The sequence below is a fragment of the Embleya sp. NPDC008237 genome (genome assembly GCF_042956465.1).
GTDB lineage: Bacteria > Actinomycetota > Actinomycetes > Streptomycetales > Streptomycetaceae > Embleya.
This window is the reverse complement of sequence record NZ_JBIBGL010000021.1, coordinates 76,898-91,483: the sequence shown is the minus strand read 5'-3', so window position 1 is coordinate 91,483 and position 14,586 is coordinate 76,898. Positions and strand designations below refer to the sequence as shown.

The 14,586-nt window shown below is 70.3% G+C and carries 12 protein-coding genes and 2 pseudogenes; 7 read left to right on the top strand and 7 right to left on the bottom strand.

Translation table 11 applies throughout. The features are described 5' to 3' along the window. Positions 1–25: 25 nt before the first annotated feature. Positions 26–385 (bottom strand): cupin domain-containing protein, encoded by a 360-nt coding sequence (locus ACFZBU_RS40250; RefSeq protein WP_391588809.1) that lies wholly within the window; start codon positions 383–385, stop codon positions 26–28. Positions 386–887: 502 nt separating this feature from the next. Here ACFZBU_RS40250 and ACFZBU_RS40245 point away from each other — a divergent pair. The 5 genes and pseudogenes from ACFZBU_RS40245 (at position 888) to ACFZBU_RS40225 (ending at position 5,382) form a co-directional block, all read left to right on the top strand. Next, complete coding sequence (locus ACFZBU_RS40245) at positions 888–2,075, top strand: MFS transporter (RefSeq protein WP_391588808.1); 1,188 nt, start codon at positions 888–890, stop codon at positions 2,073–2,075. Between the two features lie 13 nt (positions 2,076–2,088). Next, positions 2,089–2,562: a hemerythrin domain-containing protein gene (locus ACFZBU_RS40240; protein ID WP_391588734.1), complete on the top strand. Its 474-nt coding sequence runs from the start codon at positions 2,089–2,091 to the stop codon at positions 2,560–2,562. Between the two features lie 559 nt (positions 2,563–3,121). Then, positions 3,122–3,702, top strand: a pseudogene (locus tag ACFZBU_RS40235) (ornithine carbamoyltransferase subunit F); the annotation flags it as partial. A gap of 27 nt (positions 3,703–3,729) precedes the next feature. After that, positions 3,730–4,101 carry a hypothetical protein gene (locus ACFZBU_RS40230; RefSeq protein WP_391588807.1) on the top strand — a complete coding sequence of 124 codons (372 nt, stop codon included), beginning with the start codon at positions 3,730–3,732 and terminating at the stop codon, positions 4,099–4,101. A gap of 90 nt (positions 4,102–4,191) precedes the next feature. Then, the gene (locus tag ACFZBU_RS40225; protein ID WP_391588733.1) at positions 4,192–5,382 is read left to right on the top strand and encodes a globin domain-containing protein; all 1,191 of its coding nucleotides are present in this window, start codon (positions 4,192–4,194) and stop codon (positions 5,380–5,382) included. A gap of 295 nt (positions 5,383–5,677) precedes the next feature. Here the strand turns inward: ACFZBU_RS40225 and ACFZBU_RS40220 are convergent, their stop codons facing one another. After that, entirely contained in the window at positions 5,678–6,103 is a 426-nt protein-coding gene (locus ACFZBU_RS40220) for a hypothetical protein (RefSeq protein WP_391588732.1), read from the bottom strand. 233 nt (positions 6,104–6,336) lie between these two features. Here ACFZBU_RS40220 and ACFZBU_RS40215 point away from each other — a divergent pair, with 233 nt between their 5' ends. Next, a complete protein-coding gene (locus ACFZBU_RS40215) occupies positions 6,337–6,492 on the top strand; it encodes a hypothetical protein (RefSeq protein ID WP_391588731.1) in 156 nt (51 codons plus the stop codon). Positions 6,493–6,800: 308 nt separating this feature from the next. On the opposite strand, the pseudogene ACFZBU_RS40210 reads toward ACFZBU_RS40215, so the two are convergent. Beyond that, positions 6,801–7,279, bottom strand: a pseudogene (locus tag ACFZBU_RS40210) (GNAT family N-acetyltransferase). Between ACFZBU_RS40210 and ACFZBU_RS40205 the strand changes: the two are divergent. Beyond that, a complete protein-coding gene (locus tag ACFZBU_RS40205; protein ID WP_391588730.1) occupies positions 7,278–8,294 on the top strand; it encodes a hypothetical protein in 1,017 nt (338 codons plus the stop codon). The pseudogene ACFZBU_RS40210 and the gene ACFZBU_RS40205 overlap by 2 nt on opposite strands. A 225-nt stretch (positions 8,295–8,519) precedes the next feature. Here ACFZBU_RS40205 and ACFZBU_RS40200 read toward each other — a convergent pair whose 3' ends face one another. The 4 genes from ACFZBU_RS40200 to ACFZBU_RS40185 all read right to left on the bottom strand — a co-directional run bounded on the left by ACFZBU_RS40200 (position 8,520) and on the right by ACFZBU_RS40185 (position 14,038). Beyond that, positions 8,520–8,888, bottom strand: coding sequence for a hypothetical protein (locus ACFZBU_RS40200; protein WP_391588729.1), 369 nt, complete (start codon positions 8,886–8,888; stop codon positions 8,520–8,522). Positions 8,889–9,410: 522 nt separating this feature from the next. Beyond that, entirely contained in the window at positions 9,411–10,331 is a 921-nt protein-coding gene (locus ACFZBU_RS40195; protein ID WP_391588728.1) for a hypothetical protein, read from the bottom strand. Between the two features lie 33 nt (positions 10,332–10,364). Continuing rightward, a complete protein-coding gene (locus tag ACFZBU_RS40190) occupies positions 10,365–10,790 on the bottom strand; it encodes a hypothetical protein (protein WP_391588727.1) in 426 nt (141 codons plus the stop codon). Then, positions 10,787–14,038 (bottom strand): CHAT domain-containing protein, encoded by a 3,252-nt coding sequence (locus ACFZBU_RS40185; RefSeq protein ID WP_391588726.1) that lies wholly within the window; start codon positions 14,036–14,038, stop codon positions 10,787–10,789. Before ACFZBU_RS40185 ends, ACFZBU_RS40190 begins: the two co-directional genes overlap by 4 nt. Positions 14,039–14,586 lie beyond the last annotated feature (548 nt).

The following is a 14,586-nucleotide window of genomic DNA, read 5'->3' as shown; positions in this document are numbered from 1 at the left end:
GGCGCCAGGCAAGTCGCCGGCGTCCTCAAGCCGGCTGTACCGATGCCGAGTTCACCGGGTGTGTGGCAACAGTGAGCAGAATGGCGGATCTCTCGAGTGCCTCGAGGCTGTGCCGGGCCGGAGGCACAATGATCATGTCGCCGGCGACCCCGTCCCACGACGCCTCCGCGCACTGCAAACGGACCCGGCCACGCAACACGAGCAGCGTGGCCTCGCCAGGGTTCTCGTGTTCCGTGAGCGACTCTCCCGCCTCCAGCGCCACGAGCGTCTGACGCAGCACGTGTTCGTGACCGCCGTACACGGTTTGCGCGCTACGCCCCGATGCCGTCCCTGCGGCGCGTTGCATGTGCTCGCGGACCCGGGCATCCAGAGAGAACTTCTGCATGGCGCCGAGTCTGTCACTCATTCGATGACCGTCAATGCCCCGCTCGACCTTGCCGGCGGCGGCATTCGTCCACGTGTGTTTGGGACTTGTGGCACTACACGATCGGGTACTTCGCAGTTCGGCCGCCCGGCGGGAGGGTCGGATTCGCTCCCTGAGCGCGCGGGGTACCTGGTTGGGTGGCACCGCATTCGCGAAGGCTGCCATCTCGCCGACCTCGCACGTACGTATCTGCGGTGGAGCACACGCGAATTCCTCAACACGACGGAGCATGTTGGCGGGTCTGGCCGGGCCGAACGGCCCTGGCCCGCGCTCGGCCGGTCGCCGAATCTGGGCGTGGAGCCATTGCCGGAAGAAGCAGGCGCCATGTCCCGGACCATGCTTCGGGCCGTCCGGCTGCCGGCGAGACCGAGAGGAAACCTTGATGCGCCAGGTGGAGGAAGCGGCGGTCGATGAGCGGGCGGACAGGAGTGGCCCGGTTCCGCCCGGCGCCCGGCCGGTGGTGATGCTGCTGCTGGCGACATTGGGATTCGCGATCAACTTCTGGGCATGGGCGCTACTGAGTCCATTGGGGCCACGCTTCAAGGACACCTTGTTCCTCAGCTCGTTCGAGCAGTCGCTGTTGGTCGCCGTGCCGGTGATAGTGGGTTCTCTGGGCCGGATTCCGGTGGGGGCCCTGACCGACCGGTTCGGCGGGCGGGTGATGTTCCCGCTGGTCTCCGCGGCGACGGTGATGCCGGTGCTGTTCCTCGGATTTGCCGGCCACTCCTCGCTCGCCGCACTGCTGATAGGCGGGTTCTTCCTCGGCATCGGCGGCACGTCGTTCGCCGTCGGCGTGCCATTTGTGAGCGCATGGTTCCCGCCCGAGCGGCGTGGCCTGGCCATCGGGATCTTCGGAGCGGGAATGGGCGGCACCGCGATCAGCGCACTCACCACGGTGAAGCTGGTCGACGCCCACGGCATGGCCAACCCCTTCCTGATCACCGCCTTGGCGCTGGCCGCCTACGCGGTGCTGGCCGCCGTGCTGCTGCGAGACGCTCCCGGGCGTACGGCGCCGACGGAGCCACTCGGCCGGCGACTGGCCGCCACCGCCCGTCTGGGCATCACCCGACAGGCGTCCGCCCTGTACGCGGTTGCCTTCGGTGGGTACGTGGCGTTCTCGGTATACCTGCCGACCTACCTGAAGACCGGCTACGGGCTGGACCAGGCCGACGCGGCGAACCGCATGGCGGGGTTCGTGCTGGTGGCGGTTGCGATGCGACCGGTAGGCGGCTGGCTGTCCGACCGCGTAGGGCCCACACGCGTGCTCGGTGTGGCCATGGCGGTCGTGGTCGTCGGCGCAGCCGTGCAGGCCGCCACGCCGACGTTGGCTCCCGTGGGCACAATCGCATTCCTGACCATGGCCGCCGCCTTGGGCGCCGGCAGCGGTGCCACCTTCGCTTTGGTTGCCCTGCTGTCCCCGGCGAACATGGTGGGATCCGTCACCGGGATGGTCGGTGCGGCCGGCGGCCTGGGCGGATTCATCCCGCCGCTGGTCATGGGCACCATCTACGGTGCCACCGCCTCGTACGCCCTGGGACTGGTTCTGCTCGCAGTCGTGGCACTGGCGGCGCTGGTCTACACCGTCACCGGTGTGCGCCGGGCGACAACCCGGCCCGCAGCGACCGGCACCGTGCCCCCAGCCGCGCAGTGAAAGAGGAATCCCCATGTGTGAGTACTGCGGTTGCCAGTCGATCGACGCCATCGCCGAACTGACCGCCGAGCACGACAGCGTTGTCAATCTGATGAGCAACGTGCGGACCGCCCGTCGCAGCGGAGACATCGCGGAGATGGCCCGGGGGGCATGCCTGATCACGGCAATCCTCCGCCCACACACGCAGGTGGAGGAGCACGGCCTCTTCCCAGCCATGTCGGACGAGTTCCCCGACCACATAGCCGCGCTGGAGGACGAACACCGCCGCTTCGAGACGGTACTGGGCGAGGCCGCCGACGGCATCCCGGCTGATCCCGACTGGCCCGACCGACTGATGGACGCGCTGGGCCTGCTGCGCGAGCACATCCTCAAGGAACAGGACGGAGTGTTCCCAGCAGCTCTGACGATCCTCACCTCTGAGCAGTGGGACATGATGGACGCCGTACGCGCCCGCGTCACCGACGCGGCCTCCACGCCGGCCCGATAGGCGTTCTGTCCACAGCTCGCGCCGACACGCCGTAAGTCGCGAAGCCGCAGCGTCGCGGGCCCGCCGGTGCTCATGGACGCGGGTGACACCGACTCGATCGACGACCGACCGCCACCGGGTTGGCGCGGCGCAGCACGGTCAGTTGCTGGGGCAGCCGTGAGGCGTCGATGCCGACCTCGGGGAGCATCTGGGAGACGGCGTACCCGCGTTCGTGTGTATCCGCGCGATATCGAAGTCACGAAAGACATGGTCGGGAAGGCGTGCGCCAGGGTCGTAAGTCCTGTGTCCGACAGGGACAACCTGCCCTTCGACGGGTGACGTGCGGCCGATGTCCGACGACCCGACCCGGGTAGAGGATGCAACCGCAAGCGTGGATTCCGGTCGCGCTGACAGCACACCGAGGAGAGCGATGAATAAAAAGGCCGAGCCCGTCGGCGCGACGACATCGCCAAAACCCACGTCACCGGCCGACACCGACGAACTTTCACGGACACTCGGGCTCTCGCAGGTCACGGCGCTTGTCGTCGGCAGGTCGTCGGCAGGTCGTCGGCACCGAAATATTTCTGCGACCATGACCATGCGCGAGCACGGCGACAAGCCGTTGCACCGGCTCTCGTTCGCCTACGTCGGCGACGCCCGCAACAACATGGGCAACTCGCTGCTCATCACGGGTGCGATGCTGGGCATGGACGTGCGCATGGTGGCCCCCAAGGCACTGTGGAACGACGACGAGATCGTCGCGCGCGCGAAGGAGCGGCCCGCACCGGCGCCACCGTCACCCACGCCGAGGACGTCACCCAGGGTGTCGGGGGCGTCGATCTCCTCTATATCGACGTGTGGGTCTCCATGGGCGAACCCAATGAGATCCGGGACACCCGTATCGCCCAACTCGAGCCCTACCAGGTCAACGCGGATGTCGTGAAGGCCACGGCCAACCCTGCCGTCAAGTTCCTGCACTGCCTCCCCGCCTTCCACGACCGCGCCACCCAGATCGGCGAGGAGATCTTTCAAAGGACCGGACTCGACGCTCTGGAGGTCACCGAGGAGGTCTTCGGATCGGAGATCTCGATCGTCTTCGACCAAGCGGAGAACCGACTGCACACCATCAAGGCGGTCCTGGTCGCCACCCTTGGGGACTGACCACACCACACCCCGCAACCCCGCAACCTGCGCCTCGGGCAACTGGACCACGTCACCGGCGTCGAGGCCGTCGTCGACAAAGACCCCACCGCCGCACTCCTCGCCGAGGCACTCGACGCCGACGCCCTCCTGCTGCTCACCGACGTCCCCCGGGTCATGCGCGGCTTCGGCACCTCCGAAGCGCGCGAGATCGCCAACGCCACCCCCACCCAACTACGCGCCGAGGACTTCCCGGTCGGTTCCATGGGCCTCAAGGTCGACGCCGCCTGCCGATTCGTCGAGACGACCGGTGACATGGCCGCCATCGGCGCACTCGACCAGACCGAAGAGATCCTGCGCGGCAACGCCGGGACCATCGTCACTCCCAGCGGCAACTACCCCGAGAACAGCCTGCTCTGACGCGCTCGCGCCCCGACACCACCATGCGGGCAGACGCCCGCCCCCACGCCTGCGGCGACCACGCAGATCATCACCAATTTGGAGGAAATCATGCTGTCCGAGCAATCCACTCCGGTCATTCGTGCCACGTTGCCCGTCGTCGGCGCGGCCCTCGGGGACATCTCCGAACGGTTCTACGTCGGTATGTTCGACGCCCATCCCGAACTGCTGCGAGACCTGTTCAACCGGGGCAACCAGGCCAACGGAGAACAACAGCAGGCGCTGGCCGGATCCATCGCGGCGTTCGCCACCATGCTCGTGGAGCAGCCCGACGTCCGGCCCGACGCGATGCTCGCGCGGATCGCCAACAAGCACGCCTCTTTGGGCATCACATCCGGGCAGTACAAGATCGTCCACCACCACCTCTTCGCCGCGATAGTGGACGTGCTCGGCAGTGCCGTCACCCCTGACGTCGCCGCAGCCTGGGACGAGGTCTACTGGCTCATGGCCAACGCCCTCATCGCCGCCGAGGGACGCCTCTATCAGGAACACCGGCTTGCCGAGGGAGAGGTCTGGCGACCGATGGAGATCACCGGGCGGCGTGAGGAGACCCCCGACGCGGTCTCCTACACGCTGCAGCCCGCCAACGGCGGCTCCGCGGGCTCGTTCAGGCCTGGTCAGTACGTCAGCGTCCAGATCCGACTTCCTGACGGCGCACGGCAGATCCGCCAGTACAGCCTCTCGGCCGCGCCCGACACCACGCACTGGCGTATCACCGTCAAGCGAGTCCACGGCGGGGCGAGCCCGGACGGCGAGGTCTCCTCCTGGCTGCACCGGAACGCCGCAGTGGGCGATGTCCTGGCCGTTTCGGCGCCTTTCGGCGACCTCGTCCTGCCCGACGGCGACAATCCCTTGCTTCTCGCCTCCGCCGGAATCGGCGTCACTCCGATGCTGGCCATGCTCGACCACTTGGTGGCCACCGGTGCGACGCGCCCGGTGGTCGTCGTTCACGCCGATCGCAGCCCCGCCGATCACGCCCACCGCGACGAACAGCGGCGTCTCGTCCACGCGTTGCCGCACGCCGGCCTCCACCTGTGGTACGAGGAGCCCGGCGACGAGGAAGCCTCCGTCGGCCGGGCCGACCTCGGCGCACTGGAACTCCCCGACGGTTCGACCGCGTTTCTCTGCGGTCCGCTGCCCTTCATGCGCACGGTACGCGGCGACCTGCTGCGTCGCGGCGTGCCCGCCGAGGCGATCCGCTACGAGGTTTTCGGACCGGACCTTTGGCTCGGAGAGGACTGACCCCGACGCGGCGGGCCCGTCGTTCCCCATGGTTGGACAACCGTACATTCGGGACCGGCGGCGTGAGCGACAGGCGAATATCGGTGTCCGAGGGCGTGGTTCTTTCGAACCTGCACCCTCGGACATCCGGCCGACCGTTGCCCGACCGTTGTTCTAAAACCCCGCCGGATGCCGAGGCGGTCAGGCTCGACGGCGAAAACCCACCGTCGAGCCGCCGCCCGCGGGCCGCTCTCGGGCTCGCGAGGACCCCGGCGAGGGTGGGAACGCACGCGATGAACGAGCACCACGACGTCGTTCATGTGCCGCCCTTGTAGGTTCGGTGGGCCGCCGTCCGTTTGATGGTTGGGATCGGCCCCGATCGAACAGTGGATGTCGTTCGGCGTGTGAAGGTCACCCGCAAGCCGCTCACCAACGGGACGACGGCCGAGGTGCCGGGTGTCGCCGGCGCCAGGAGCCGGTACATGTCGTGTGCATCTACTCTTCGCCCCTGTTGACGCGGCCGCAGAATGGCGGCGTCGGGTTCGCACCCGACGTTGATGTCGCGCATGCAGCCGGGCATGGTGGCCGGCCGCCTCGGCACGGCGTCGACGGGTGCCGGATCGCCGGCGGTGAACAACTCGGCGAGGTACTCGACGGGGATGCGCACGGCGTCGACAACCGCGAACGGGTTGCGGCGGTCCTCGGCGTCGTGACCGGTGCCGCCGACCGCATCGACGACCACGGGAGAGCCGGGGCATGTACAGACCGTCGGCCTCATGCGTGGCCGCCTGCGCCTCGGGCGCGCAACTCGATGTTCCCCGAGATTCGACGAGCAGCATGTCCTTGTGCCCGTGCTCCGGCGCCCCGCCGAGGTCGAGTCCTGCGGCACACCGGCATATGCATCGAGGAGCTGTGCGAACTCTCGCAGCACAGCCTCGTCCAGTACCTCCTGCCGGGAACGGTGAACTCGTCCCGTTGCTGCACGTCGCCCCGTCCAAGACCGACGCGGAACGGCTTCTGGTCATCAGCCCCGAACTCGCCGACGTGCTCAGCACACTCATCTGCCGGATTCGCGACCAAGGCGGATCCGTCCCGCTCGTGATGTCCTACGACGTTCAGGAAAGGACGTGAAACCCACCGATGCCGCTGCTGTTCCAGCGTCGGATCGGAGTGGAACATCGGCCGACTGGGCGACCTCATCGAGCGAAACCGCCGCGCGGCCGCCGTCAATCAGGGTCGCCCGAACAGGGCCAGGGGTGTGCCGATGTCCTGGCAACGGCGCCTGGCCTACGCCGGCGAGCTCTTGGCCGCGCGGCGACCGGGCCTGCCTCGGTTCGCGTCCCGCATGGCGGGATGGCTCCGATCGTCGTGCCGGTCCGCTCCTCGATGGAAGGCGCTGTGGTGCCCCGGGTGTTGAGCCCCGGGCAGCACAGGAGGGGTCAGACGCCGAACGCGGCGGGGTACTGGATGGTTCCGACGGGGACGGTGCGGGTGGTGTCGAGGGCCATGGCCATCATGGCCTCGTCCGGTACCTCGAAGGGTGCGCGGATCCCGAAGCGGGAGGCCGGTGTGAAGCCGAACCGCGGGTAGTAGTCGGCGTGCCCCAGGACGAGGACGAGGTTTCGCCCATGGCCCGGGCGGCGTCGAGCGCGGCGCGGATGGCCGCGGAGCCGGCGCCGGTGCGCTGGGCCGAGGGCGGCACCGCGCAGGGTGCGAGGGCAAGGGCGGGTGCGCCGTCGACGTGGCAGCGGGTGAGCAGCGCGTACCCGGTCGCGGTGCCGTCGGGGGCCGTGCCGAGCATGGACAGGCCGTCGATCCACGCCGTCACGCATGGCCGCCGCGACGGATCCACAACCGCCCGGTGGCACGAGGAACGCGACCGCGGCGCGCGGGACCGCCACGCCGCGACCGAGGCCATGGGCGTCCTCGAACTCGAACACGGCGAGCTGCGCGAGCGCCTGGAACAGGCCGACATTGCGGGAGCCGCGACGCTCGCGAAACGCGACGCGCTGCGCGAGCGGGTTCGGGAGCGCGACAAAAGCCTCGACGCCGAAGCCGCCTACAACGCGCGAACTGGAGGCGAACTCGCCGAACACCGGACAACGATCGAGCTGCTGCGCCGCGAAGTGGGCGTCCTGCGCCGCCAAGTGGACGCGCTGAGCAAGGAGGAGACGCGAAGGACCCACGCCCGAGAGCGTCGTTGCTCGCACGGCAACGCGGGTCGCGGCGGACGCCCCCGCTTCCCCGACGCCGAAAGAGCGGCCGGGTTCGGACGACACCGGAACGGCCCGGCGGTGCTTCGCTTTCGGTATCGGGTCTCGCTCCGGTCCGCCGCCGAGGAGTCGCCCGATCTCTTCGAGGAGAGGCTCCGGCTGTCGGAGGAGGAGCCCCGCAGACGTCGGGCCCGAACCGACCCACCGCCGATCCGAGGCGTCACCGACGCTGATCGCGCTCAAGTCCCTGGTGTCCTGCGTCGACCTGCTGACCGGGGCCGCGATCACCCTGGCGGTACGACTGTCCGAACGCGCCACGACCGTCACCGCCATTCTCCTGGCCGCCGCGTGGGTCGTCGTTTGCCGCTCCTGCAACATCCCCGGCAGGTCTGGCCGTGCCTGCGCACCGTCAACGAGATGGACGGCATAGTGGTGGCAACCACTTACACGCTGCTCGACCCGGAGGGTCGCTCCGTCGCCGAGTTCAACAGCGTGAGGGAACTGAAGGGCCCCCTTCCGACCGACGCGTCGTTGAACCTCGTGTGGGTCGCGGGAAGCCTCGACTCCCCGTATGTGATCGCGATCCCTTCTCCCACGTCCTGGAAACGAGGTGAGGCGATCCTGGTCGCGCACGAAACGACGGTGAAGCACTCGGGAGGCTTCGAACACGACGAACTCATCCGCCTCGTACGCCAGGCACGGACCAAACCCACCGATTGATCGAGGACGCCGCCACCGACGAGACCGGCACTTACCCGGTCGCCGCGATCGAGCGGAACTCGACGGACCCGACGTGCCGCCCCGGGGGCCCGGCGCGGCGGCCGATGTCGCGAACTCGATATCGCCGTCCACGTCGAGGCCCCGAGCTCCGAGCCAAGGGACTTCCCAGGCGTCCCGAAGCGCCCGACCCGACGTGGCCACCGACGGGCGCGGGGTCGGGCGGACTCAGCACTTCATGCCCTCGAGCGGATACAGGTTCTCCAACCACACGATCAGCGTCATCACGGCCACGGCCAGGCTTCCGGCCAACCACCCCCACACGACCGCCGCGATCACAGCACGCCGACCACGCAGCACCGCGGTGGTCGCGAGCGCCAGCAGGGTCCCGACGACCCAGATCAGCAGCAACGGGATGCCCAACTCGAACACGAGGAACACAACCATGCCGCCGCCCACCAGGCCACGCTCGATCTGCGAGGCATCGCACCGGTCCTGATAGGCGCGCAACTGCAAGGCGTAGCCGATCATGGCACCCACGGGCAGACCCAGGGCGAGAAGTTGATAGACGACCAGAGACCACTTTCTCGGTGACATCGCGCCACCCCCCCGCAACCACGGTAACGGTCGCCCATCCGCCGGGAACGGCTTTCACCGACACTCGCCCCGACTGAGCCTGGGGGGTGGTTGGTTGGTGTCCGGGCGGCGGTGTGGGCTGGGGGTGCAGGTTGGATGGGAACGGTTCATGAACCGCTCCGGGTTTGTTAGAGACTCGCGGTTGTGGTGATGACCTGCGGTTTTGATGCTTCTGGTAGTGCTTGGCTTCGTGCCGACAGCCTGCGCGAGCAGACCTAGCGGCTCCCCGCCGCCCTCGCCGAGACCGAAGCCCGCCCGGCCGAGTTTGCAGCCACCCGCTGGGGCGGCGCCGTCCTCGGGCGGTCGCCGCTCACCGGAAGGCAAAACGTCGAGGCCGAAATCTTTTCGGGCGAAGGTGCGTCGAGGATGACCGACGGCCACCCGCGACGTGCGGGGGCGGTCGCCGTGCCTGATGGCAGGCAGGTGCGTGCTACCGCAATGCCCGGTATCACACACCTGCGGGCACGCCGGGGCGGCTTGGTGTCACGGCGCGAAGCGGAATGTGGGGTCGTCCGAGCCGCGCAGTACGTACGAGGTGAGCGCCTGGCCGGCGGCTCGTTCGTCGATGGGGGACGCGGGCAGCGGCAGACGCAGGGTTCGGTACAACTCGCCGCGGTGGACGGCGAACGCGGCCTCCAGCACTGTGCCGAATCGTCGTGCCCGCCCCGGTAACACGCCATAGACCACTATCGGCACGACCAGGAGCCCCAGGGGGATCGCCCACCACGTGAAGGCCCACATCGATGCGGCGAAGGCGACTGCCCACAGCACGGCCGCCGCCGCCTGGTCGAGGGCCGCCCGGGTTTGCCCGGCCTCCAACACCACGGCTTCCGGCAATACTCGGGACATGCTTGGCCACAGGACCACGGCGTCGAGCCCGTAGCGGTCGGCGATCCGGCGTTCCGAGGCGCGCGCGATGTTCCCCAGTCGGGTCGGGGACGCGTGGGCCGGGTCCAGGGGGCGTCGGCGGCGGGCGCGTTCGAGGCGTTGGTAGCGGGACACGTCGCGCGGGTCGGCGCCGCGCACCATGACCAGGGGGTACACGAGTTGCCATTGTCGGTCCACTTTCTCTGCACGGCGGCCGGAGGCCCGGGCGAGCGTGTGACCGCCGAGGCGCCACAGTGGTCCGGTGCCGTGCAGGAAGCGCAGCAGCGGAACGGCGAGGGCGAGGGCGGCGAGGCCGGAGCCGGCGAGGCCGAGCAGGGTGGCAATCGTGACCAGCACCGTGACCGGGGTGCCGGCCTTCTCCAACCAGGCGGTGACGGCTTGGGCCCGGTCCAGGTCACCGTCCGACCACAAGACCGCCCCGGCACAGCACAGGGCGAAGACCATCGGCTGGAGGGCCAGCGCCAACCACCGCTCCAGGGTGCGACCGCCCATCACGCTCAGGACCTGTTCCAGCAAGGGCGTACTCCTTCTCCCGGCACGACGGCTCGCTCAGGGGGTGCTGCCGACGACGACCCGATCCAGGGGGGCGTGACCGCAGTCGTGGCAGGGCGGTACCGGGAGGGCCGCGTCGGGCCGGTGCCAAAGGCGACCGCAGGCCGAGCACTTCCACGTCGATACGGCCGCGACGGGATCGGCATCCCCGACCGGCCCGCCGCGCACGTCGCCCGTGTCCTCCTGTTCGCCGGGCGGGCGGTACAGCGGGGCGTCGGCGAGCACGCTGCTCAAGTAGGTCCTCGTTGCGCGGCGGCGCCCGAACAGGGCCTTCAGGTGTTCGGCGCCGGTCTCGCTGGGCGGGTCCGCGAGCGCGGCCGCCAGGTCCGCCTCGAACTGCGCCGCGTGCGGCCCCATCAGGTCTGCCGTGTACGGATGCACCTTCCGGGCGGCCGCGTACACGCCGTCCACGTCCACGCTCAAGAAGACTCCTCTCGGTCGGCGGTCGGCTCGGCGCCGCCGACGTGCAGGTGGGTTGCCCAGATCGACGGTTTTCCGGGCAGGTTGTCGCGCAGGCCCAGTACCGCCTCGTGCAGGGCTCCGGCGGCGGCGCCCAAGCCCTCGGCGGCGACGGTCTCGTACACCGCCTCCACGACCGGCAGCGTGGGTTTGCCGCGTAGTCGCCACAGGGTGCCGACGACCTGACGGAAGCCGGCGAGGCGAAACGCGGAGGTCAGGTGGACGGCCTCGTCGGGGTTGCGGAAGCCGGGGGCGGCGGTGGAGCAGGCGGCGAGGAAGGCGAACTCGGCGTCGGCCAGGTGCAGGGCGCAGACCGCCGTCACGTCGAACGGGCGCTCCGTGTGGTCCGCGAGCCGCAGCCGTCCCGCCGCCGGGTCCATCGGGTCGGTGTCCGCGTGGCAGGCGAAGTGGGCTCGGCGGGCGGTGAGCAGCGCGGCGCGGACCCGGTCGTGGGTGGCGTGGGGCCCGACGAGCCGGTCGACGGGGCCGGGGGCGAGACCGGTCACGACGTTGGCCTCGTGCAGGGTGTTCGGCGCCTCGGCGTCGGCGGGGGCGCCGTGGTCGGTGGCGGTGGCGACGACGAGGGTCCGCACGGGGCCGGCGGCGGACTCGGGCGGGCCGGCGCCACGCAACAGGGCGTCGAGGGTGGGTGTATAGGAGGAGACGACCCGGTCGGGAACGGTGAGCGGGGTCGCGTCGGAGCGCGTCTCGTGATGCCCGGCGGCGTGCAGGGGCAGGGCGGTGAGCGGGCCGGCGGGGCACCACCACACGCGGGGCCGGTCGGTGATCGCGCCGTCGGCGACGGTGCGGTGGCCGAGATGCTCCAGGACGGGGCCCGTGACGATGTCCCAAAGGTCGCCCAGGACTTCGCCGATGGTGTCCTCGGCGGCTTCCCGGGCAGCCTTGTCGACGCCGGGGGCGACCACGACGTCGAGAGCGTCCATGAGGGAGGCGGTCTGCCCGGCGGCGAACGCGGGGGTGAGCCCGGGCAGTGGAAGGGCCTCGGGGGCGCGGCCGGCGCGCAGGAGGACGGCGTCGGAACGGAACTCCGAAACGTTGACGACGACGATCGTGCCGGTGGCGCCCGCCGCCGCGCTCAGGGCGTCGAGATCGGGCGGTGCGAGGAAGCCGGGCATTGCGGCGTCGGTCCGGATCCGCCGCACCACGACGTCGATTTCGGTCTCGATCCACTGCCGGCGTTCGACCGGGTCGCTCGGGAGCCCGCTGGTGTCGGGCAGTTCGCCGAGGGCGGGCCCCTTCGGGAGGGTGCCCTCGCTGCGAGTGCGGATCGTCCCGACTGCGACGGACTCGGACTCGGCCAGCGCGTGTTGGAGGGCACGGAATCGGACGGCCAGTTCGGGGGCGAGGGAGTCGAGTTCGGCGAGGTCGGCGTGGGCGTCGAGTGCCTGTCGCAGGATGACGCCGCGCCCGCGCTCGAAAAGTCGCACCCCGTCTGCGACACGGCCGGCGGCCAGGCAGCAGGCCAGGGCGTTGGACGCGATACCGCGCAGCGCGGTCAGCCGGTACTCGCGATCGGCGCGGCGCAGTGCCGCCGGGGCGATCCTGAGCAGGCGTTCGACGGCTTCCGTGTAGGCGTCGGCGGCCGTGTCCCAGTCGCCGCCACGCGCGGCGTTCAATCCGAGGGCCGCCGCCGCCTGAGCCGCCATGGTGGGGCTCGCCCTGTCGTGCGCGGCGGCCCGACGGTAGGCCTCGTCCGCGAGGACACGCTCGCGCGCGCCGTTCGTTCCGGAGCGGTCCGCTGCCTCCGCGAGGTGCGCGTGGGCGTTGCCGAGCGCGGTGAGAGCGTCGGCGTACGCCGTGGACGTGGGTTCGCAGCGCTCGACGGCCTCCCGAGCGGCCGCCAAGGCATCTCGGGCCACATCGGTCGACCCGGTGCGGCGGGCCCGCGCAAGAAGCGTGTCGCAGTGGGCAAGATGGGCGACGACCCAGGAACCGACGACGCTCTCGTCGAGCCCGATCGCTTCGAGGACGCGCAGCGCCGTGGCGGCGGCGGCGACAGCGGCGTCCTCGTGCTCGGGTCGGCCGGTCGCCCCGGCCCTGACCTGGAGATACCGGCTGTGGGTGGCGAGGAGACCACCTCGCTCGGGGCTGCGCCGGTCGAAGAGGTCCAAGGCCGCCTCGGAGGCGGCGACGGCACCGTTGATGTCGTCGACGTCTCCCGTGCGCGTGTGTCGGCTGTACCGGGCGAGCGCCAGATGGGCGAAGCTCAGGCCGCTCGTCGCACGGCTCAGGAAGGGCAGTTGCACCGCCCGCTCGGCGATCTCGATCGACAGATCCAAGTCTGTGCGGTGGCCGAGGAGTTCGTACCGCACACGCAGGGTGTTCCCCAGCCCGGAGACGGCGGCTCCCAGATCCGGGTGGTTGCGGGTCGTCATGGTCGTGACGGCCTCCCGGTAGCGGCGGATCGCCGCCTCCAGGTCGCTCCGGGATCCTGTCCACTCGGCGCGCAGGCGCAGCACCCGAGCATCGTTCAACTGATAGGGGCCGAGGTTCGTGTCGTGCTCGCTTGCGCCGGTCGTGACCTCGTCCCAGATCTCGATTGCCTCGTTGAGGTCACGGCCGGATCCGCCGACGCGCAGGCCGTAGAACAGGGAGTGTGCGTACACGACACGGACGTGGCCGTGAAAGGGATCGTCGCCGGTGACGAGCCGGTTCGCCTCGCGGCCCAGACGGATCAGCTCCGCCAGGTCCTCGTGCCGACCGAACCAGTCGAAGCGCACAACATGGCACTGGGCCAGGAGAGCGAGGTGGGTGGCGTGACTGTGACAGGGCCACCGGTCCGCGCCGTCGAGGGTCCGGGCCGTCTCGACGGCCGCGTCGATCATGCGCTCCGCGGCGTGCGCCCGGGTCCCGGCGCCCTCCGTCAGGGCCCGGGCCACGCAACAGGCGGGCGCGTTCTCGGCGAAGTACGCGGCGGTCTCCGGGTCGAGGAGGTCGGGGGAGCGCAGGCAGACCGCGCCGAGGCGCAGTTCGAGGGCATCGCGGTCCCGGGGATCGACGAGGTCGCCCAGCATGCGCCGGCGCAGCCACAGCACGCGGCCGGCGGCGTATGAGGCGTCGAGGTTGTCGAAGGGCACGGGAACGAGTTCGTCCACTTCGGCCAGCGCTTCCGACGAGGCGGGCTCGATGAGCGACAACCAACCGTCCTCGCGGCCCTCGGCGTTCGCGGCGATGGACTCGAGCCGCGCCACCGCCCCGCACAGCGCAGCCGCATCACGCGGTCCCAGCTTCCCCGCGCTCCCGGCAACCCTGCCGAAGCCCATGCGAACGCCCCCCGCCGTTTCCCCGGGGCTCTCCTACCCAACCTCCGGGCGCTGAAATCGCGTCGACGCCACCCCGGCTCGGCGTCGGATGCGCGAGGAGGCGACGGACAGGAAATCGACGATGCGCGCGACGTTTTCGACTGTGTGTCGGCACCTGCGGTCGGTGTGGCGACTCGACGTCGCGCCTACCGGCGTCGACGTGCGCGTTTCGGGCCGCAGCGGCGGGAACGAGCCGGGCAAGGCGGGCCGCGCCGGAGGCTCCCGGCCGGCAGGGATGCCGGGTGGCGCCGCGGTGGTGGGGGAGCGGGTCGGGCGAAAGACCTTCGGGACGGGCCGGCAGCAGATAGCTTTTCGTACGGTACCCGACAACCGAGCGCGTCGGGCGTGACGAGGCGGGGCAGCGGGCGTGGTCGGCGGTCGGTGGGCGGGGAGTTCGCGCGTCAATCCGGCCTACGGTCCGGGGCCCAGGGGGAGGG